This window comes from Tahibacter sp., from assembly GCF_032229445.1.
Classification (GTDB): Bacteria; Pseudomonadota; Gammaproteobacteria; order Xanthomonadales; family Rhodanobacteraceae; genus Tahibacter.
Genome location: NZ_JAVTWC010000012.1, coordinates 88,144 through 111,301, shown reverse-complemented (window position 1 = coordinate 111,301; position 23,158 = coordinate 88,144). Strand labels below are relative to the sequence as shown.

The window sequence follows — 23,158 nt, the reverse complement described above, 5'->3', positions numbered from 1 at the left end:
GCGACGTGGGGCGCGACGGCTCCGGCGACGTGGGGCTCGACGCGTCCACCGACCCGGAGCGGCCGGCGGACGCTCGGGTGTGGGTGCAGCGTCAGGAATCGACACGGCCAGACCAACGTTCCGATCAATCGACGGCCGGCAAGTATCGTCAATACTTGTCCCCGGCTCCGCAGGGAACAAGCCGACGTTTGAGGTAACCGGAAGACCGGCCGGGAAAACTCCTATCGTGAGCCGCCGAGCACACCAGCCGGGAATCCGCCGCGTATGGCGCGACAGGCTCGTTCGCCGCGCGAGCCGGGGGCAGGTTGCTCATGTTTCAGTACGCTACGCGCGGAATTTCCTGAGGTGATTGGCAGCTGCGTCGCCGGATCTATAAGTTTGTTGCGAACGGCAGCGTTTCGACGTCAAAGGAGGCTTTTTCTCTTGCCTCCCTTGCGTCGGGGAAGTCGATCGGACTGTGGGGCCGCTGCGCCGTCCGCTGCGGGATGGTGGCCGGCTCTGATGCTGTGATTACGTTTGTCACGAATTCGCGTTTTACACAGAATCAGCCACCTCGGTCAGCACCGTGCTTCGCGGCAGCGCGAGGCGGGTGGCACGTCCGTCACATTCGGGGATGTGGCTTGGCGTGCAAGAAATAGCGTCGTTGCGGCAGTCAATGCGGTCGGGAGCTACAGGGGCCATCATCCCGCGCGCAGAACGCCGCCATCGACAATCCGCTGCTCGACTGCCTGGCCACTATCCTCCGCCAGCTCTCCGCGCTCCGCCGCACTCGCTTGCCTGCCATCGCCCGTTCCTCTGCGCCGTGAAAACTGCAGACGATTCTCCGCGCGAATGCCCAGACGAGAAGAACGGCGGTGAGTTATCGCTTACGCCATACATGATTGCGGAGAGATTTGTCCTTGAGCCTCCACGTGTCGATGAAGGTCTGAGGCGGCGCCATGGCGGCGAGCGCGTGCTGCGGGCAATCGAGAATCGACAGCCGCCGCGGCGATCGGGCGCGCCGCGGCGAAACCCACGCGCGTAGCCAGCGCGGTCGTCATCGAACCGCGCGACGCAAGCCACCTGGGCGCTCAGCCGCGCATCACGCCGGAGCGACCGGCGGCTGCAGGCCGACGAAGTCCGTGTCGAGGATTTCGGGGAACTGCCCGCCGCCGGCGCGATCCAGCTTGACCAGTGCCGCGCAGGCTGTGCCCGGCAGCAGCGGCGTTTCCGCGACGAAGGTCCAGCTGAACAGGCCGCAGCGGCGTACCGCGCCCGTCGCCAGATCCTCAAGCAGATGCGGCAGTTCGACGACCGACGGCAGCGGTGCGGTCGCGAACAGCGGCACGGTCGCGTAGGCGTCGTCCGCATGGCGTGTGATCAGGCCGTAGACCGCGGCCGGTGGCGCCAGTGTGGGTTCGGCGACGATGGGCACCTGGGCGCTCAGTAGTAATCCTTGAGGCCCATACAGGCGCACGATCAGCTGGTCGCCTGCGCGCAGCTGAGCGGGCTCGAAGCTCGGTTTATCGGGCTCACCGCGCACCAGCAGCACGTCATCGAGACGAATGCAGTACGGCGTGTTGGCGATGGCCTCGAACCGCGCTCCGTCGGGGGAAATGGCGGGCTTGGCCGCCGTCAGCGTGACGGGCTCGATCTTGCCGTCGCGCAGGATGTGCACGCTGATCTGGCTGCCCGGCAGTGCGTCGCTGGAGAAGGTGCCGCTGGCGTTGTCGATGAGACCGAAGGCGATGTAGACCGTGTCACCGGCGGCATAGCCGGTACGGTCCAGGCTCAGGCGCAGCAGCTTCTGCCCGATGACGACGGATTCCTGCCGCGCGGCGGAAGTCAGCTCGCGGTCGTAGGCCGGGTCGGCGAACAGCAGGCTGACGAATTGCAGCGGCGGCGTCGGGCGATCGTCGGGGCGCAGCGGCAGCGGCAGACGCGCGATGTCAGCGTGGCGCAGCAGCGATTGCGGATTCTCCGGGTTCGCGTCGGGCGCGATCCGTACCTGCAGCTCGATGCGCGCATCGGCACTGGCCGCGCGCAGACGCTGTATGACGGACTCCTGTTGCGCTGTGGCGACACTGCATCGGAACAGCTTGCCGCCGCTGCCGTCGTCGACACCGGCGGACAGCTCCAGCGGCAGCGTCCAGCCGTCGATGACGAGGCTCACGCGGCCGCGCTGTTTCAACGTCTGGCACGGATCATCGACCGCCGCGTCCACCGGCGTCAGCGCGCGAACCGACAGCACGAGTTTCGTGGCGTTTGCCGGCGTGATCGTGCCTCCCGGTGCTGCGGCGACGCGCAGAAGCCAGGCAGCGTTCTGCGCCTTGTCACGCAGCAGCGCGGCGCCGCCTTCGGCGATCAGGCAGGTCGCGATCTCGCCGTGCTCGGGCGCGCCGGTGCGCAGCGACCACGCGACGAAGGTGCGCCGGCGCGCCTCGCGCGCCGCGACGATTGCGCCGTCGCCGCCATACAGCCGGTCGCGCGGCAGGCCCGGCGAGCGTGGCGCGCGGCCCTGATGCAGCACGGCCGGCGCGTAGCCCGCCGGGCGGCCGAAGCGCGCGTGCTGCGCGTCGAAGGCAGCGGTTTCGTTGGCATCGTTGCGCAGCGGCAGGAGCAGCGCTTCGCGGCTCAGATACATGGCGCCGGCGCGCGCGCCGATCACGCCGTGCTGCACCGCCCCGGGCAGCAGCGGCGCGCACTCCGCCGCGGTCGGCAGCGCGGCGGCGAGTTCGCTCGCCAGCGGCATGCGCGCGCGCGGCGACAGCGGCACCAGGTGGCTCGCCGGTGGCGCGATCAGCGTCAGCGGCGGACGCTCGAACAGCACGTGGTGAGACAGGCTCAGGAAACGTGCATCTGCCGTGCTGTCGCGCGCCGGTGCAGCACCCGGCAGCCGGCGGTCGCCGAGGCGCAGTGCGAAACCGCGCGGCGACTGCAGCACGCTGTCGCCGCCGCGCACGAGTGAGCTCGCGGCCAGGTCGGCGACGTTGCGTGCGGTCGGCCAGCCCAGCGCAGCACTCGCATGCAGCGTGTCGTTGCGGTAGCGCAGCGGCGACGCAGTCACGGGGCCGCGATAGGGCGGCAGCGCCCCGATCGCGCTCCAGGCGGCCTCGTGCCAGTACGTCGTCCATGACGTGGCGCGAGCCGGCAGCGCAACGGACACGGAACCGGCGTCTCGCGGCGATGCCGGCGTTGCGAGGTCGCGGGTCGCAAACAGCGCCACCCGTGGTGTCGCAAGCGCCTGCCAAGCGCGCTGGCGCAGACCGCTGAGATCATCGGCACGAGTCGCGGCGTCGCCGTCGAGATCGACGCGGGCGAGTCCGGTGCGGCCGAGCACGATGAGGTCGGCCGGCGGCAGCTCGGCCGCGGCGGGCGGCGCGGACGAGCTGCGCGGCACGCTGATCAGCAGGCGCAGTGCGCGTCCGTCGGAGCGGCCCGACGGCACCAGCGCGAGCGTGCGGCGCGGAGGCCGCTCATTGAGCAGCGCCTTGAGCGTGAGCAGCGTGCGCGGCCAGCGCGGCTCGGCGGCCGCCTCGACCGGCTGGCCGTCCTCGACCTGCAGCAGTGACTGCTCGCGCGGCATCAGCGCGCGCGCCGCTGGTACTGCGGCGCCGGCGCTCACGAAGGCGTCATCGAGCGCCAGGCTCAGGCGCGCCTGGCTCGCATCGCCGACGGCGAGTGCCCACGCGCGGTCGCTGCCTGCCATGGGAATGGGCATCGGCGGAAGGTCGTTGTCGGCGATCAGCCAGCGCCGCGTCGCTGCGCCGGCCTGGGCGAAGCTGAGCGGGGCGTCCGCGGCGTCATCGGCCAGCGCCGTGATCCAGGGCATCGTCAGTACGCGCTCGTGCCGCGCGCCGGCGCTGGGCTCCACCTCGAACACGGTCACGCCGGCACCGACGGCGACGAGGCCGCTCAGTCCGACCGACTGCGCTGCGGCATAGGTCAGGCCGGCATGCGCGAACGCGGTCGCGGCGAGCCCCGGATGGCGCATGAACGGCGCCGGCCGTTCCACGCCGTCGACGAGCTCCATGCGGTAGCGCGCGAGGAATTCGTAGGACGGCGGCGCCGCTTCCGGCAGCGACAGGTCAACGAGCGCCACCTCGTCGAGCGAGCTCCAGTGGCGCGCGTTCGCCTCGCGCAGCAGCCAGTGCTCGACGAGCGCACGCAGCCGCCAAGGTGCGACGAGCCGCAGGCGGTCGTCGCGCAGGCCCAGCGCCTCCAGCGGCAAGGCATGGCCGCGCAGGGTTAGCCGCGTCCGGTGACGCAGCGGCTCTGCCGCGTGGATGTCGACCGCAACGGCGAGGCCCGGATTGCCGGCTGCGCCGATGACGACACCGTCGACCGGCCAGCCGATGCGGCTCGTGCGTTCGATCGCCGCGTCGATCGTCAGCGTGCTGCGCCAGACGTCGCCGGCGCGCGGAGGCGAGACGATCTGCTGGCGCATTTCGAGCAGGTCGCTGCGCAACAGCAGTTCCACGAAAGCACTCGCCGCACGCAGCGCCGGCGATCCGTCGAACACGAAGGCGAACGCACCGCCGGCCCGCGCGCCGGTCAGCGGCAGCACGCCGAGCCAGTCGCCCTCGATGGGCAGCAGACCGGTCGACGTCGCGGTCAACGTGCCGTCGGCATGGTCGATCTGCGTGACGAATGCGTTTTCATCCGTCGATTCCGCGGCGGCGAAGTTCAGGCCGATCCATTGCGGCGGCTGTGCCAGCGGCCAGCGCAGCAGGGGCAGCAGCGTGCCGCGATGTCCGGGAAGATCGAGCTGCAGCGTTGCGTCGAGGTGCAGCGTCCAGTCGGTGTCGCGCGGTTGCAGCGTGATCGTGTGGAGCGCGATCTGTGCGCCGGCGGCAGCCGCTGTCGGTGGTGGAGCGAACGCCAGTCCGGCGATGTCGCTGGCCGGCGCGGCGGGCGTCGCCGACCCGCTCAGCGCGAGATCGCTGCCGAACAGACGCAGACGCAGCGTCGCGGCGTCGAACGCGGGCGCGCCGTTCATGAGCGCCGGCGCCAGCGACAGTTCGAGCTCCACTGGCAGCCGCGTGTCGGTCGCGGAAACAGAGGATCCGTTGACGTAGACCAGACCGGCGCCGAGTTGAAACCGCAATGGCTCGGTCGACACCTGCCACGGCAGCGTCGCATCTGCGGCCGTCGTCAGCTGCAGGCGCTGCACCTGGGTCAGGCGCAGCCCGTCGCCATCGCTGCTCAGTTCGAGCGCGACGAGATTGCCGCTGAGGTATTCGTGGTCGCGTCCGAACGGCGCGTCGACGGCCGGTGTCAGCGGCAGCTGCAGACGTCCGATCAGACGCGCGGACAGCGGTCGCCACTCGTCGCCGTCGCGTCCGAGTACGACGGCGGCAAGACGCAGCGGCCGGAAGCGCAAGGCACCGAGCGCGATATCGAACTGTTCGTCGTTACCGAAACAGCGCCATTCATAGGCGTTGGCGGCGATATTCGAACCCTGCAGTGCGCTGTCGCCGGGGCCGGCCACGGTTTCGAGCACGCTATGGCTGGCGTCGAACGCGAGCTCGCGCAATGGCAGATCGCGGAACCACAGCTGCGCTGCGGTCGTGCCATCGGCGCCGAAACGCAGCGGCAGCGGTTGCTGCAGCGTCGCCAGTTCCTCGGCGATCGTGTCGACGGCACCGTTGGCATCACGGTAGTGGCGGCGCTGCGCGCGCAGCACCAGCGCACCGGCGATGCCCTCGAGGGTGCGCGCCTGCGCCGCGAGCGTGGTGCCGCGCGAATCGGTTACCTCACCGCTGAGCGGGTCCTGGCGCGCCTGCGCTGCGAAGCCGACGATGTGTATTTGCTCGGCGGTCGCGCTGTCGGCCGTGGCCGGGTCGGCAGGCTGCAATTCATCGTCGCGGATCACGAGCTCCGCTTTCCAGCCGCGCAGCGCGCGTTCGCCTGCAGCGTGCTCGCCGGCGAAGACGTAGCTGCCGAACGGCAGCCGCGTGCCCTGTAGTACATCGTGGCCGAGCAGGCCGAAACGCGTCTCGAAGGTGAAGGGCTCGACGAGGCCCGTCACGCTCACGAGCGTACCGGCGTCGGCCGAATGGGCTGCAGCAGCGGTGATCGGCGGCGTCCAGCCGGTCGCATGAGCGATCTGGGTCGCCGCCAGCGACAGACGTTCGGCGGTATCACGCCAGCGTTCGGCCAGGGTCGTCAGGTCGAGCGCGGTTGTGCCGGTCGCCACCGGCACCGGCGCGACGACGGGCCCGAACGCGGCGGCGAGCGGCTCGGTGCGCGGCAGCACGCTGCTGGCATGGAGCTCGTCGAGCAACGGCAGGTCGAAGCGCAGCGCGGCGTGCAGCGCTGTCGTCGATGTCCAGTTCTTCGGATCGTCGGGCACCGCCACGACACCGGGCACGTGCAGCGGCAGCAGCGCCACGGACGGCGGCTGCGTGCTCATGGCTGCGGCGTTGTTGACGCCGCGGTTGGGCCAGGGCCAGGCAGTCGCTGTGCCGGCACCGCCGGCGAGCTGCGGGCGCAGCTGGCCGGGCTGATAGGTCAGACGGATCGGCGCTTTGGCAGGGCCGTAGGTGAGCGCGGTCGGCACCATATGGCGCGATCGCGAAGGCTGTGCCGCGGCGGCCGCAGTGCGCGTCATCGATGCCGCTGCGATCAGCGGCAGGGTCGTGTGGCGCAGCCAGGCGTAGGCGGTCGCGTCGCTGCCGGCGGATAGCTGCAGCGTCCATGCCGCTGCGCTGCTCCAGTGCTGCGCGGCGAAACCGGGCCCGCGCTCGCTGTCGCGGCCGACGTGCAGGTCCAAAGTCCGCAAGGCGGCTGGGCCGCCATCGAGCACCGGCAGAATTTCTTCGGGCCGCGGGCTCGCCTCGATGCACCAGAACAGGCCGGACAGGCGCGCACGCGGACCGCGCAGATCGACTTCGGTCGTCAGCAGATGCGCGCCGTCAAGGCTCAGCCGCGCGACGAGTGCCGCGGCGCCGGAGGCTTCGATGGCCTGCGCCGGCACGCTGGCCTCGTTGGCGACCGTCGTGATTTCGGCCGCGATCAGACCGCTGAATGCATCGCGCGCGAGCCGGCGGACGGCGGGCGAGGGAGGCACTTCGTCTGTCGATTCGGGCGACAACGGCAGCTGTAGCAGGCCGCGGCTTACCGGAATGAAGGCGTAGGGCGCCGGCCGTCCGGCCGGCAGCGCGCCGGCGTTCGCGTAGAGCGCGGTCAGGCGTTCGCGTTCGAGCGCGAGGTCGAGGGACAGCGGGAACGGTGCGCCGTCGGCGCGCTGCAACGTCGCCGCGAACGCTGGCACCGCGGTCTCGGGTGCGGTGCGCCAGGTCAGCTTCAGCGCCTCAAGCTCGCGGCGGCCGGCGTCATCGTCGACATGCGTATCGAGCTGCAGCGTCCGTTGCGAACCCGTGCGTGCGACGCTCACGCTGAGCGCATGAAATTCCGCCGGCAGCGGCAGCGACGACGTCGCGACGCGCGTCTGCAGCAGCGGCCGCAGCAACTCGCCGCCGATCGTCGCCGTGACGGTGTCGCGGTCTTGGCGAAAACGTAGATCGGGATCGAGCCACCAGCACAGTGGCACGACGCGCTGATACGGGTTGGGTCGCAGGCGCAGTGGTGCGCGATTCGGATCGCCGGTCGCAGCGCTGATGCGCTCACTCTCGCGATCGATCTGCGCCAGTGCGTCGCGCAGATTGCCGAGTTCTTCCTCGGGCGCGCCGATCAGGGCGAGGCCGTAGCGCGGCTCGCCGCTGAGTGGATGTCGGCCATGGAACAGCCGCACGCGTGCGCGTGGCAGTGTCGCCGGGCCGGTCGACAGCGGATTGGGCAGCTCGGCGTCGAACTCGATGCCGTCGGCGACGAGGTCGAGTACGAACAGCCCGTTGTTGGCGAGCACTCGCAGCCCTTCGGCGTAGGCGTCGGCGAACAGCCGGTAGATGGTTTCGTTGAGCCCGAGACTGACGTCGCGGATGTCCTTGGCAAGCGTGACTCGAATCCGGCCGTTGGCCAGACGCAGCGCCGGCAGCACGATCTCGGCTTTGCCGGCGGCATTGCGCGCTGCTGCGCGCGGCCAGTCGCCGGCGAGCGGGTCGCGATAGTCGGGCACTGCGATGAGTTCGCTCGCTGTCAGGTCGGGCTGGATCGCGAGATCGGCACTCGCCGCGATGCCCAGACGCGGTCCACCGCGCTGACGCACGCGCAGCTGCAGCAGCCGCGGCACGTGGAAATCAACTGGCGTGGCGTCGTGCGGCGGCGCGGCCCAGCTGTTTTCCGGATGCAACGGCCGCGGCAGCGCATCCTGCAGCAGCACGCGGACGCCGACATTGCGCGATTCCGCGGGCCGCGCACCGGGGCCGGCGTAGTTGCCGTCGACGACGAGGCGCCACAGCGACGGTGCGGGCGCGGTCGTGCTGCTCGCCGCGTTCAGTAGCGCAGGGCCGAGCAGCTGGATCGAACGCAGCGGGGTCTGACGATGGACGCTCATGCGGATTCTCCGGTCTGCCGCACAAACACGCTGTCGAGCGGCGCGCAGAGGCCGCGACAGACGCTGAGGTTGAGGCGGCGCCCGCGGCCGAACAGCTGGTCGGTGCAGCAGCGCACAACGAAAGCCAGCGCATCGGCGGCGCCGGCGGACGCGGCGAGTTCGGCGAGTTCGGCGTCGCTCGGCGGCAGGTTGACGACGAGCCGCACGAGCCGGTCGTCCTGCAGGTTGCCGAGTGCTTGCAGCGTCTCCAGCGTCGACTCGGGCAGTTCGTCCGGCAGTTCGATGGTCTCTGTGGAAAACACGTCGCTTGGCGCGGCACGCTCGAGCGCGTGCAGCAGGTTGAGCGTTTCCTCGACGCCGGCGCGTGGCTCGAACGCGGCGAACGCGGCGCGCAGCAGGCCCGGATCGGGCGGCGACGCCGGTAGGAAATGCCAGCGTCGATAGAGGCGTAGCGGCGCCGTTTCGCCGGCGGCGAGTGCTTGCGCATTGAGCGCGTCGCGTAGCGGCGCGAGCCATGCCTGCGCTGTGACATCGAGCGGTTCGTGCAGCGGCGCCACGCCGCGGCGCGGCGCGGCGGCGCGTGCGCGGTAGCTCGCGATCCAGTGCTGCCATTGCGCGTCGGCCGCGGTGGTACGCAGGTCCGGCTGCGCGTAGAGCAACTGCGCGCAGGCGCTGCGATGCGCGTGGGTCATTGCCGGCATTAGCTGCGGCCAGCCGGTGGTGTCGGCCCGGCTCAGGCGCAATGGGTTATCAGTCGTCGGTAACGGCAGGCCACGCCCCCAGTCGGCGATCGTCAGCGGCCCGGCGCCATAGCGATCGACGAATGCTGTCCAGTCGACGAGCTCGCGCAGCCTCGACAACGCGATCAGCCATTGCAGCAGAGTGAGTACCGACGGCAGGTGGCGCAGCGGTTCAAACGTGATGCGCAGCGCTTCGGCGTGCTGTGCCAGCGCGACGCAGTCGGCTGCGCTGGGCGGTGCATCGATCTGTACAGTCAGCGAGCAGCGTGGCGCCATCTCGGCCCAGGCGACCCACAGGGCGCCGTCGAGAACGCTGTCCGGCGTAAACAACACGGCTTCCAGCAGTGCGTTGCCGGGCTCGTAGGCCGCCGGCGACGGTTCGCTCGCTGCGACGACCGGTAGCGTCAGTGCCAGCTGCAGCTCGCGGCCGATCACGCTCGCGTTGCGCAGCGCGGCGCGCAGTCGTGGTGGCGCGGCGGTGCTCAGGCGGGTACCGACGGCCTGGCTGCGATACGGCACCTGGGTGCTGTCCGCTGTTGGCGTGGGCAGCGGCCGGATCTCGAGCTCGGCTTCGCGCGACGCGCCGGCGGCGTCGACCGCGACGTCATAGGTCGCCAGCGGATCGGGTAGCAGGAACAGGTCGGGACGTTGTTCGCTGAGCCACAGCCGTCGTGCGTCGGCGTCCATGCAGTCGACGAGCCGCACGAGCGGAATCTTCAGCGTGATCTCGGTATGACTCGCGGGCGCGCTGGCGTCGTCGCGCAGTTGCTGGCGGCGCGCGCTCCAGCGCGGCGGCGGCAGCAGCGGACGGTCCTTGCGTGCCGCGGGCGCTTCCCACTCCTGTGCCAGCCAAGGCGCATGCAGTTCGTAATAGCCCTCGGCGATGCTCATTGCTGACGGCGCCGATACGACGTTGCCGGCGGCAGCGTAGGCCAGCGCGTGCGCGCGGAAACAGTAAGGCAGGTCGGCCAGGCGCAGCAGATGTGCGCCGCGCCAGAGGTCGGGTACGCGCGCGTCGAGCACGGCCAGCGCCGGCAACGCATCGCCCGTCGAGTCCGACCAGTGCGTCGGCCACGAGCCATCGGCCGCGAACGTGGCGTCGGCGCGGCCGAACGGTTCCAGCGGCCCGAACGGCGGTAGTGCGGGGCCGTCCACGATGCGCTCGTGCGCGGCGCGCAGGAACTCCACACCCGACAGTTCGCGCCAGAAGCCGACATTGAGATCGCGCAGACCGAGGCCGGCTTCGACCGTGCGGTTGGCGTCGGCGAGGCTTTCTTCCGGATGCCGCGCGAGCACGAGTTCGAGCAGTCGCCCCGGCCGCTGACCGGTCTGCCGCTCGGGATCGGCGCGGCGTGCCGATAGGAACACCGGTGCGGCGACGGGTTCGGTGCGCGGAATCACCGCTGCTGCATACGGATCAACCACGCCGTCGAGCGCGCCCTCGAGGCTGGGTTCGCGGTGTGCGAGGGCGACAGCCTCGGCGAAGTTCTCGTAGCGGCCGAACGGTCGGATCGCGTAGCGGCGCAGATGTCCGTAGCGATCGGTCTCGGGAATCAGCACGTCGACACGCCCGGCTGCGTCGGGCGCGACACGCCACGGCGCCGGATTCGGAATCGTCGCGAGCGCGACGGCGATCGGCGTCACGGGTTCGGTCGACAGCACGATACCCAGTCCGTGAGCGAACCAGCGTTCGACCCAGCCCGTATAGCGCGCGACGAAGATCTGCTGGCGTACGAGAGCTTCCTTCGGGTCGCGCGCGCCTGTCGTGAAGTCCTCATCCCTGGTCGTGAACGCCGGCAGGCGCCGCCGCGCCAGGCCAAGGAAATTCGCGCGCTGCTGCCGGGCCAGCGCGTTCGCTGGCAGCGGCGTCGTATTCGTGCCGCTGAAATCGGGTGGCGGCTGCCAGCCGAACGCCACGGCGGCAGCGATGTCGGCGGGCAGCGCACCGAAGCGTTCGAACGGTTCGCGCAGCGGCAATTCGGGCAGGGCTGGGTTAGCCAATCGCGGCGGCTGCGTGATCACTCTGGCGGTGCAGCCGGTCAGCGTGAATGGCTGCGCAGCGCCGTCCCAGGCGCGATAGCGCAGCACGGCGACCGGCTCGTCTTCCGCGGCGTCCGGATCGAAGCCGAAGGTATGGTTGTCGGCCGTGTCGGCGTCGACCAGACCCGACAGACGCAGACTCAGACTGGCCAGTGGCACGGGCGGCTCTTCAGCCCCGCGCATCAGCCACAGCTCCGCGTCGGTCCAGCTCTGTTCCGGATCGAGGCGCACCGTCGCGTGCGTCGCTCCGGGCAGGGCGCGCAGCTCGATATGGCGCGTCGTGACGACGGCCGGTCGCGCGAGCGGCACCGCACGGCAGCCGTCGAGCGAAAACGGCAGCAGGGCATCGTCCCAGCTGCAATAGCGCAGCAGCCCGATCTGCCCGCGGCCGCGCGTGGGGAAGTTGTGGCGGTCTGCGGTGTTCGGGTCGACGAGGAGCCGGTCGCGCAGCGCGGCGTTGGCCAGTGTCATGCGCAGACCGCTGGCTTCGCCGTGGCCGAACAGCTCTGCTTCGACCCAGAGCGCCGTTTCGGAGGCGAGTTGGATCGTCGCGGTGAGCGCACCGGGCGTGGCGAACAGCGCGGCATAACGCACCGGACCAGCGCGGTCGTCGCACAGCCGCTCGGCCAACGGACGCAGCGACAGCTGCAGCAGCGCGATCGTCTCGTTGTCATCGATGTCCGACGCCGTGGCCGGCGTGCCGCCGTCGAACGCGGCGAGTTCGTAGAGTCCGGCCGGCTTGAACAGCAGTTCGACGAACAGCGCGCCGCCGATGTCAAGACCGGCATAGCGGCGCTGTGCCGCGGCGAGCGCCTCGGCGAGCACGGACAGCGCGGAATCGTCGTCGCTGCCGCTGAGGTACTTGCCCTGTTCGGTATCGAACAGCCGCAATCCCTGCGCCAGACCGAGCGCGCGCAGCGTCTGCCATCCATAGGGGTCGGCGCTCGCCGGCAGTTCGTCGAGGAGCGCTTCGGTCGTCGTTGCATTGACCGCGGGTGCGGCTTCGGTCACCGGCTCGTAGCGGCGGCAGCGGCGGTAGGTCGCGGCGTCGCTGTTTCTCGAATAGCGCGCGAGGTCGATGCCGTCGGCGAGCAGTGGGTGCAGCGCGCAGCGCAGCGAGACGTCGAATTCGACCGTGGCCAGCGGCGGCGCGGTTGACGGTGCCGGCCGCATGGCATCGACGACGAGGCGCAGGTGGTCGAGCGCGTCGGGATCGTTGCTGAGCCGTTCGTCGGCGTCGGCCGCCGTGCTGCGCCAGTAGAGGCTGATCAGTGCACGGCGCACCTGTTCGAGCTGGAAGCGGTCGCTGTCGGTCTTGCGCGTGAACACCGCGGTCGGCACGGTCGCCTCGCTGACGAGACGGAAATCGCTGTCGTCGTCGCTGACCAGCGAGGCGTCGAGGCCGCGGGGCCAGCCGTCCAGCCGCACGCGCAGCTGCGCAGGCCGACCGTGAGCAAACAGGGCGGCGAGTCCGTCTTCGGCCGGCAATAGCTGCAGCGAGCGGCGCACGAGCGGGCGCGGCCAGCACAGCACCGATTCGGCCGACGACAGCCAGGCGTGGCGACGCAGGCCGCGCGGCGTGCCCGACAGGCGCAAGGTCTCACTCGGGTAATAGGCCTCGACGCGCGAGAAGTCGCCGGTCGTATTCGGATCGAGCGCGGCGAGTTCCTGCGGCAGCAGCTGGACGCGTCCGACATTGCGCGCCTGCCGATGCGCTGGCTTGCCGGCGATCTCGGTCGCAGCGTCGAGCGCGAACAGGTCGAAGCCGCCGATGCGCTGACGCAGCGCGGCGGGCGTTGCCTTGCCCGCGGTCGCCGACAACGACGTCGGCGCGGCGTTCCAGCGCAGCCGTGTCGCAACGCGGCGCGCGCCGTCACGCAGCAGCGTCGGCGGCGGCAGACGCGAATGCCCGGTGCGACTCACGAACGCATCCGACGGCGGATAGCGCACGAGCAGGCGGCCGGCTTCGACATCGATGTCTTCGAAGCCGAGTGCGGCGAAGGACAGCTCCTGCGGATGCTCGAATACCTCGATCGGTGCGTCGATGAGTTCCGCTGCGGCTTTGGTCGATGCCACAACCGGCGAGGCCGGTTCGGCAGTCGGCAGCACGCGCAGGACGAGGTCGACCGGGGTCCAGTCGGACGGCCGCTGCTGCGTACCTTGTGGTGCGGGGCGCAGCAACAGGCGCGAGGCCACGACGTCGCCGTCGCTGCGTATGCCGAGACTGCGGCGCCAGTCGCCGCCGTCGATCGCGTCGAGGCGATAGTGTTGCGGCGCTTCGTCGATGAGGCCGTCGCCGACGGCGTCGGTGCGCTCCGCCTCGGTTTTCTTTTCTTCGCGGCGCAGCACGACCGTGACGACGACCGCGTTCGCCGGCGGTTTCTCGTTACCGAGAGCGGTCAGGCGGAACGCGGTTTCGTGCGGCGCCGGCGGCGCCGTCGCTGCCGGTGTGCCGGGCCGCAGGCGCGCGTCGGTCAGCGCATCAATGCCGTACTGGCCGATCGGCAGCGCGCTCTCGTTGGCAACGCACAGCTCCAGCGTTGCCAGTTCACGCCGGCGCGCGTCGGCGGCCGCGGGCTTGCCGGCGGCGATGCGGCGATCGAGTTCCGCGTCTTCGATGACGAGTTGCAACTCCGGCAGCTGATCCGCTGCGCTGAGGTTGTCCTTGGGCGACGCGCCGGCGAGGCTCGGCAGGCCGCGGTAGACGAAGCGCCCGCTCGCACGCCGCAGCGATTGCTGCAGCGACGGCGGCCGCTGGATGCGACAGGTCAGCGGTACTGGCGGCGCCTCGGTGCCGGCGTTGTCGACGGCGACGATGGTGTAGAGCACATCGACATGGTCGACGGATGCGTCGCCGAATGCGGCTTTCCACGCGTCTGCGGCATTGGCCGGTAGCGGCGTCGTACCCGAGTCGAGCAGCGCGCGGCGCACGTTCGGATCGAGATCGGCGAGATCGTCGACGTACTGGCGATCAGCGCGCACGATGGTCGGCTCGTCGAGGCCCCGGCTGTGGACGACGGCGCCGGCGGACTTGGTCGTCGTCAACCGGTGGCGTGGCGCGGACGGCAGGTTCAGCAGCCGCCGCTCGATGCGGTAATGCCGCAAATGGCAGTCCGGATCGTGCCAGACGCTGGCTGTCGTGCCGTCGGGCCGCTCCCAGCCCGACTCCAGATCCCACGACAGCGCGATGCCGGACGGATTGATCGCATGGCCAGACTGCGCCAGGCGCGGTGATTCGTTGCGGAAATGGCGCGCGGGCGGATTGAACAGATGGACGCGGCCGGCGAGGTTGGCGGCGACGCTGCTCGTCAGGCCCGGGTCGTCACCGATGATCGAGAACTCAGCGCGCGGCGGCCCACTGTCTTTCGACTTGTCTTTCGACGGCGGAAACAGCAGCGCGAGCGCGGCGTCATCGAGGACAAAGGTCAGGCCGAAATCGCGCGCGTCGATGCCTTCGGTAGCGATCCAGCTTCCGTTCGCGTCGGCACCGGCGGAGGCAATGCGGTTCGCGGATTCGGCGATCGTCGCGATGAGGCCGGACCGGCGTTCCTCGATCTGCGCCTCGCGCTGAAGCCGGGCTGACAGCAGCGCGCGTTCGCGCGACGCATCGGCGAGTCGCTCGGCGCTTTCGCTGGCATCCGACGGCAGCTTTTCCGGTGCGGCGTAACACTGCGCATCGGGTTCGGTCAACGGACCGCCATCGGCGGTGGGATCGAGGAAGCAGTCGATGAGCAGTTGTCCGAGGCTCAGCGCGCGGCCGTCCTCAGCGCGTGCGATGACCTTGTCCCAGCCGACCGGCAACGCGCCACCGGCCGACAGATCCTGCGTCGTGCCGTTGCTGTCGAGGCGCCGCAGCGAGCCCGCGGGCAAGGCGATACCGATGCTCAGCTGGGGGCCGTGGGCTGTATCGACGTGGATGGTGTCGTCGTCGACGCCGACGATGCGCGGCGCCACGAAGAAGCTCGCTTCGCGCGGGTCGACGGCGAGCGCTGTGTCGTTGCAACAGTCGCTGCGACTGCCGGAGTGATCGCGCGGAATCAGCTGCAGCAGGTAGAGCGGGCGTTCGTCGACGGTCTGGCGGCTGCGCGTCGGCAGCAGCAAGGCCCAGTACGCGGCGTTGCCGAGCGGGCGGCCGCTGATCGTCAGTTCCACCGGCGTGCCCGGCGGCTCGGCGAGTTCTTCGAGGCGCTGCGCGACTTCGTCGACGCGTCGGTCGCCGATCTGTCCGGCCGCCTGGCGCTGCCGCTCGGGCAACGGGGCCGGCGCGCCTTTCTCCGGGTCGGGATACTGCGCGCCGAGACCGACGCGCATATAGCGCTCGACGCGTGCGCGCGTCTCGTCGAGCAGGCCGTTGTTGAATGACAGGCCGACTCCGACGCGCAGAGAACGGCCCAGCGCACGCACGGCGATCGAGGCCTGCAGCCGGCCGCCGAGGCCGGAGCCGGCCGACAAAACGAGTTCGACCGCGACGCTGATGCAGAGCTCCAGACAGAAGCGCGCTTCGAGATGGATACGGTGCCGCCAGATCTTGAACGACAGCCAGACCGCAACGCGGAACAGCAGCGACACGTCGAGCTTGAGCGCGCCGTAGAAGAAGCTGTCGCTGGCGCGGCGCGCGGACAGCAGCGCGATGAATCGCGCCGACAGCGCGAACTCGGCGCGCGCCTCGACCGATGCGCCGAGCGAACTGTTGCCGACGCGGCCGCTGAACTGGGCGAAGCCCTTGGCGCGGAACGCGATGCCGTAGAGCAGGGCGCCGTCGGCGATGCGCAGCACCGTGCCACCTTCGGCGTCGAGCCCGAAGTTGCCGTTGTCATCTTTGAGCGAGATACCGAGTTCGTAGGGCCAGCCGAACTCCTGGTGAAACACGCTCTCGTCGATGTACAGCGTCGAGGACCAGCGCGTGCCCTTGAGCGCAGCGACCAGCGGCGCAGGCAGCTTCGGATGCTCGCCGATATGGCCGTTCGGATCGGCCACTGCACGCGCGAGGAACTGTCGGCGAGGTACTGAAATATACATGTATCCACGCAGGCCGGGCCGGCTCTGCCAGGTCTGGCCGCGGCCGTTGACCCAGTCGGCGTAGTTGACGCAGAGCCAGGCGCGCACCGCGACGAGAAAGGTCAGGTCCGAGCGCAGCGCGGCGACGACATCGAACAGCACCGGGTTCGGCGGCGCGTCGTCGCCCTTGGCTTCCTCGGCTTGCTTGTCGTAGGTGCCGGGCGACGAGGCGGTGCGATAGGTCAGCAGCGCGCGCATCGCGAGCGTCAGGCGATTGCCTTCGGGCTCGGGCAGCCACGCACGCACGTCATCGAGGTTGCCCTGGTATTTGGTGACTTCGTCGAGCAGGCTGACGAGCTCGCGCGGTGTCGCTACGGTGTCAGCCTGCTGCAGGCTCGCCAGCGTGTAACGGTAGCCCAGGCCGAAGCCGGCTTCGCGCAGGTAGATCTCGCCGACCGGGGTCGGTATCGGTTCAGAAAGTTTGTTTAATTGTCCATAGAGGAAAAATGCATGACGTATCGGCTTGTCGCCGTCGCGCAGCTCGAGAAAGCCCATCGAACCCGACATGTCGGCCCAGCCGGCGACCGAAATCGTGCCCTGGGCGAGAAAGCCGCGCGCGGTGATGCCTTCGGGCAGCGCGTTCGGCCTGAACAGCGAAGGCAGCTTGCCGTCGACCGCGATCGCCATGCCGCTGACCTTGAGCGCGCCGCCGAGGCTGAGTCCGAGCCCGAGGCCGTCGCAACGCACGCGTGGCAGTCCGCTGTCGCCGGCCGGCGGGGCGATCCAGAGCTGGTGAAAATCGAGTTTCGGGCTTGGTATGTCACCGAACTCGGCGAAGTTGATCTGGCCGGACAGCGACACTGCGGGGCCGTCGAACGCCGGCGAATTCGGATGGAAGCCTATGCCGCGCAGCTCGAAGCTGAAAATGTCGAACACCGACGTGCGGATCGGCGGTTCGATCGGTACCTGGAATTCGATCGCGCGCGCGAGTGTGCGCGCATCGCCGGCGAGCGGCACCTTGTTGAGCAGGATCTTGATCCGCGACAGATGCTGCAGCAGCCCTGAGGCCATCTCGCCGTCGCGTGGACGGAACTCGGCCGAGCCGGTCAGCGTGAAATAAAAATGGTAGCCGTCGCGTTCGATGAATTCGAAGCCGAGCGCGCTGATACAGAAACGGAACCGCGTGCTGTCGCAGACGAGGATACCGCCGGGTTTCTGCAGTTCGCCGCTTGCGCTCTCGACGCGCAGGTCACCGTTGGCGTGACGGCCGAACGCGATCGCTACGGTCGCGCCCGCATCGCCGACGAGCGCCGCGGGCAGCGGACCGCTGCCGAGCAGCGTGAACGCCTGAATCTGGCTCTGGCGCAGACGCAGCGTGCCCGAGCGGAAGCGGAACGCGGTGCCAACGCCGGCCAGCGGAACCGGCGTGTCGGCGGCGACATCGGCGTCGAGATCGACGCCGTCGCGCGAGATCAGCAGGTCGGTAGCGACAAATTTGAGGCCCTCGCCGCTCTGTGCGATCGGGGCGTAGCGCAGTTCGAGTAGCGCTTCGGACGCGAGGCTCAGCCGCGCATTGCCGTCGCTGAGGTCGAGCATGAACTGGGGAAAAGCGCCCGTAGTGTCTTGCTTGCTCCGGATGCGTGCATCGAGGCCGAACAGGGGGCGCGTCTCGGTTCCTTCGCCCATGATCACGATCGGTTTCGTGCTCGCGATCTTCGCCTGCAGCGTCGTCACATCGAGCTCGACGCCGAGGTTCGCCTTGGCTTCGAACTCACCGACGTGAACGACGACGACGAGGTCGACCGACACATGGTTGAGGGCGGGGGCGGCGACCTTGGCCGACTCCAGTTCGACGTACTGCTCGAGCAGGCCCGGCTCGTCGCTGCTCGACTTCTTGAGGAACGGCAGCGCGCGTTCGAGTCCGTCGGTATTGAATGCGACCTCGAAGGCCCAGTCACCGGCCGACCAATCGCCGATACCGGCGACGGGGCCAATGCCGATCGCGTGCCGGCCGCCGAACGCCAGCCGCTGCGACTGTGCGGGAGTCGTGCCGGGCGCAATCAGCCGGCGCAGGAAGCCGGCCTTGCCGTGCTGCAGCGTCACGAGTGCGACGCCGCTGCCGGCGGCCGGTGTCGCGCTGAGTGTGACCAGCGGTTTCGCGGGCGCATCATCACCGTCGACGGTGCGGTCGCGCACCGATTCCTGCGCGCCGTCGTCGGCCGCGAACCAGAGATTCGTCGACAGCGTGGCCGCCGGCGGCGCCGCGCCACCTGCGGCAGGCGGCAGCAGCGCGAGTGCGGCCCAGTGCTCGCGGAAATCCACGACGACGCAGGGATTCAGCGACAGCGGACATTCCAGCCGCAGCCCTAGCGCTTCGCAGACCAGTGGACCCGCCGTCGACGCCGGGAATGGCGCAATGACGATCTGCCGCAGCGCGTAGCTGTCGGCATCGAGGCGCACATCGATCGCGACGGCTTCGGCGACGGCGTGGCCTAGCCTGGCGATCTGGCGCAACAGGCGCAGCAGCAGCTCGAACGCGGTTTCGGCGAGTCCGACCAGCGCCGCGGCCGCGTCACCGGCCTGGCGCGCGAGCCAGCGCAACGCCGCACGCAACAGCTGTTCGAGACGTTCGAGCAGCCGCGAAAGTCCGGTGACGGGCACGCCGGGCAGGTCCGGCAGCGGCCAGTTGAAGGCGAGGCGCAGTTCACCGGGAATCTGGTCGACGAGCGCCGCAATGAGCGCGATCGGGTAGGGTTCGATGAGTTCGAGCCGGGTCAGTTCGAACCGCGGTGGCTGATGGACCGCGCTCGTGAGCCGGACGTCGGCGGCGAAGGCGAGCACGAGCGACGGATCGTCCTTCGCGCGGATTTCGATGCGGCCGAAGCGGGCCTCGAGCGCGACCGTAACGGCGGACGTCGCCGCATCGAGCGTGACCGTCGGGTGCAGCCGCTGTTGCGCGAGATAAAGCGAAAACGGGCCCGGAAAATCGGGATAGCGGCGATCCGGCAGCGTCAGATCGACACCGGCGGCCGGCGCAATCGTCACGCCGACGGCGATCTTCGCGCCGTCGGCCTCGACGACGAGATCGCTGAGCGCCACCAGTGGCTGCTGCTCGTAGCGCAGCGTGCAGCTCGCCGCGGTACTGCTCACCTGCAGCCGGCCGTTCTCGATACGCACGTCGAACGTTGGCTGTGTCGACCAGTCGACGTGGACGGCGGTTTCGGGCAGCGGCAGCCGCACTAGCGCAGAACGGAAATCGAGGTCGGCCCAGCCGCCGAAGTCGAGGGTCGGCAGCCAGCCCCGCAGCAGACGCAGGTCGAGCGACGGCAGCTCCGGCGCATCGATCGCGAGCAGTGCAGCGACGATCTGCTGTGCGGCGCGGCGCAGATCGACCGATACGCTCAGCGACACCGTGCGCTGCTGCGACGCGCCGAGCAGCTCGACCTGCACCGAGGCCTGCGCCGTCGCGAGCAGCAGCGGACGTGCATCGTCCGACGCGCCGTTGAGACCCGGCACGACGAGGCGCACGCTCGCGCTCAGCCCGGCCGCGGCAGCGATCCTCGTCACACCGAAGAAGGCGTGCTGCGAGACGTCGAGCGTCAAGGGCCGCGACAGTGTTTCGGCGAGCTGCGCACGGTGACGCAGGGCAGCCCGGCGCAGCGCCGCCGAGGCTTCTGCTTCGAGCTCCGCCGGCGAGCGCAGGCGCAGGCCGGCGTCGTCGCGCTGCGTCAGCACGGCGGGAATCGTGATCCTGTCGCCGAGCCGCAGCTCGGCCGAATGCGCGCCAAGGCCAATCCGTATCGCCTGGAAGTCGTAGCCGTTCTCGCGGAGTTCGGCGAGCAGCCACACCTGCGCGGTCTGGCCATGCGCCAGCAGGATCGTTTCCATGAGAACTCCGGTGGGACTAGCGGCTTGAGGTCAAGTGTCGTCCGCGCGACGAATCTCTCAGCGCGCTGTCGCGCGAAGTGACTGAGAGGTTCGTGCCGCTGTCGACACTGGTTGCACACAGTCGCCCGGGTTGGGCGGCACCGCCGGAGACTGGCCATGACCGATGCTGCTGCGATCGCCTGGGCGTATACGCACAACCTCACTGCGGTTCCGCCCGCGCGCATGGATTTCCTGCAACGCGCGATCGCGCACATCCATGCGCAGAAGGCGCTGCCCCTGCCGGCAGCGGTATCGCTGCCGCTGGTCGGTACTGCCGAGGCAGCGAAGTACGACGCGATTGTCGAAATCACGCGCAATCTCGACGGAACCCATCAAGGCGTCGCACTGCCGCAGCGCGTGTTGCTCTGGGAATGCGACGAGGACGGTGTGCCGTCGACGGAAAACGGTGAGTTGCCGGACGAGTCGCGCTGGGCACTCGACCCGAATCAGCTGCGCGATGGCAAGTTCGAGTTCAACAACGGTCGACGAATGGGCCTGCTGTGTCTCTACTACAGCATGACCGGTGCGCCGAGCCTCGTGTCGCAGCCGTTGACCGATCCCAAACCGCCGATAGCGCCGGCGTGGTACCGCAGTTCGTATTGGTGGCTCGGTATCGCCGCCGCGCTGCTGTTCATGATCGCTGCCGGCAATCTCTTGTGGACCGGACGCAGCGTGGCGCAGGCCGCTGCGCTGATGTCGCCCGGCGACACGGCGGCGCAGCAGGCCTGGGCGAGCCATGAGCTGAATCGGCGTAACGCCGTGCCGCGGCTCTGCGGTGCCGGTAACGCCGAACCGCTTTGCACACAGTTGAGCGCCATCAACGAGCTGCGCACGCGGCGGAGTGAAATGCGGGCTGCCGACCGCGTTGCGCCGAGTGGTGCCGACATCGCGGCCTACGCCGCGGTCGCGCAGCAATGCCGGGAGCGTCTGGGCCCGCCGCCGCCGCAGACCGCGGCGCAACCGATCGCGCAACCAGCGGCGCAAGCGCCGGCGCAACCAGCGGTGCTGCCACAGCAGCAATCGCCGCCGCCGCAAGTATCCGCACCGACCGCCGTCGATCTCGATCGCGCGTGTCGTGGAATCTGGCAGGATGCGCTGCTCTTTGCCTCGCGCCATCGCGTCGTCGACACGGTCTCGGCCGGCCTGATCGGCCGCACGATCGCCGTGGCAGCCTACCTGCCGTTCGGCCGGCATGCCTCAACCGCCGGCGGCGGCAATGTGTCACTGGCCGTGCCGATGTTCCTCATGATCATCGGCATCGTCGGTGTGATCCTCGCGCTGGGCCGCGGTATCAATGGGCACTGGCTCGGCGCACTGACCAATGCTCAGGGTCGCTATTCGTTGAGTATCGCGCAGGCGACCGGCTGGACCATGCTGCTGCTCGTACCGCTGATCGCGATCGCGATGTTCAACGCCGGCCTCATCGCCGAGGCGATGCGCGTGTTCCTGGCCGATCCGCAGAACGAAGCCGGCGACCGGTTCCTGCTGTTTCCGTCGATGCCGGCCGAGCTCTGGGCCATCCTCGGCATCTCGCTGTCCTCGCCGCTGCTGACCGCGCTGATCCTCGGCTTCAAGCAGCCGGTCAGCGAAGAAAGGCTGGACGCCGCGCCGCTCGAGGGAGTCGGCAAGATCGTCGTGCGCGACAAGGGCGTGGCGCCATCGATCGCCGACTGGTTCCTTGGCGAGAACGGCGACAACTTCAACCGTGTAGACATCTCGCGCCTGCAGATGGTGCTGATCACCGCCGGACTCATGATGGTCTATACGCACCTGTTGTTCGTCACGGTGCAGGACATCAGCCTCGCCGCGATGCTCGTGGCGCTCGGCGCGCCGAACGTGCTGATCTCACACTTCCCGCCGGTCAATCCAATGATGGCCGGACTGCTCGCGCTGAGTCATTCGACCTATCTCGTCGTAAAGGCGGCACCCGTGCCGGCGAAGACGCCGCTCGACAGGAAGTGACCGGTAGCTGTGGTCTTGCCCGAAACCCCTAAATCATCGACCAGGAACCGCCATGACCATCGCTCCGTTCGTGCTGACCGTCGCCGCGCTGATGGCCGCAGCACCGTCGACTGCTGCGTACGACTACACCGTGCCGGGGACGATCAGCCCGCTCCGGCAGGACCGCGACACCTGCTGGCTCGCCGCGAGCACCGTCATCTACAACTGGAAGAACCGCACGGCGAAGACGCCGCTGGACATCGCGCGGCTCGCCGGCGAGCCGTATCTCGGCCACGCCCAGGCCGGGCGCGCGATAACGCCGAGCGAGGAAGCCGCGTACTACCCGAAAATTGGTATGCGCAGCACTCCCGGAATGAGCATGGAAGTGGCCGGCTGGGTCGGCAAACTGAAGGAACACGGGCCCCTGTCGGTCACGATCAACACGACCCGGTCCGATCCAGGCTGCGCGGGACGGCACGGGGTGTTCCACGCGCTCGTGCTTTACGGCGTCAAGGGCGACGGCAGCACGAACGGTACCGATTTCCGGTTTATCGACACGGCCGACGGCGCTCGCCACACCCTGAAATTCGGTGAATTCGTGACGCTGTTCGAAAACGATCCTTGCTACAGCGTCGTCTTCGCGCATTTTCCGTAGCTCGGCGTCACGTCGATCAGCGGCGTGCTCGTCGAAGAAGCACGCCACACCGCTGTGGTTCGACGCCCTCGCGCTGCGGCTCGATCTCGCCGCCGCCGATGCCCGACACTTCGGGCACGTCGTCGACCAGACAGTTCTCGTGGTTGACCTCATGTTGGTGAGGAGGCGGACGTTCGGCGGAGAAGTGCCCTGCCGTGCACGAGTCGCGAAACGGTCGACGCGGCGGTGTCAGGGGCGTCGTAGGCAGCGACGGGAATCGACACGGTCCGACCAACGTTCCGATCAATCGACCGCCGGGAGGCATCGTCAATGCTTTTCCCCGGCTCCGCGGGGAACCAGCAGACGTATGAGGTAACCGGAAGACCGTCCGGGAAAGCTCCCATCGTGAGCCGCCGAGCACACGAGCCGAGAGTCCGCCAC

At 69.4% G+C, this 23,158-nt stretch carries 4 protein-coding genes; 2 read left to right on the top strand and 2 right to left on the bottom strand.

Features of this window, described 5'->3' with window-relative positions:
* Positions 1–1,081: 1,081 nt before the first annotated feature.
* Complete coding sequence (locus RUU78_RS03235) at positions 1,082–8,437, bottom strand: hypothetical protein (RefSeq protein WP_313913602.1); 7,356 nt, start codon at positions 8,435–8,437, stop codon at positions 1,082–1,084.
* Positions 8,434–20,103: a hypothetical protein gene (locus tag RUU78_RS03230; protein WP_313913600.1), complete on the bottom strand. Its 11,670-nt coding sequence runs from the start codon at positions 20,101–20,103 to the stop codon at positions 8,434–8,436. Before RUU78_RS03230 ends, RUU78_RS03235 begins: the two co-directional genes overlap by 4 nt.
* Positions 20,104–20,259: 156 nt before the next feature.
* Between RUU78_RS03230 and RUU78_RS03225 the strand changes: the two genes are divergently transcribed.
* A complete protein-coding gene (locus tag RUU78_RS03225) occupies positions 20,260–22,104 on the top strand; it encodes a hypothetical protein (RefSeq protein ID WP_313913598.1) in 1,845 nt (614 codons plus the stop codon).
* Positions 22,105–22,174: 70 nt separating this feature from the next.
* Positions 22,175–22,738, top strand: a complete 564-nt coding sequence (locus RUU78_RS03220) for a papain-like cysteine protease family protein (protein WP_313913596.1) — start codon at positions 22,175–22,177, stop codon at positions 22,736–22,738.
* The last annotated feature ends 420 nt before the right edge of the window (positions 22,739–23,158 follow it).

Excerpts from the sequence above, each read along its gene's own strand:
- RUU78_RS03230 (WP_313913600.1), bottom strand. The coding sequence starts at position 20,103 with ATGGAAACGATCCTGCTGGCGCATGGCCAGACCGCGCAGGTGTGGCTG.
- RUU78_RS03225 (WP_313913598.1), top strand. The coding sequence starts at position 20,260 with ATGACCGATGCTGCTGCGATCGCCTGGGCGTATACGCACAACCTCACT.
- RUU78_RS03235 (WP_313913602.1), bottom strand. The coding sequence starts at position 8,437 with ATGAGCGTCCATCGTCAGACCCCGCTGCGTTCGATCCAGCTGCTCGGC.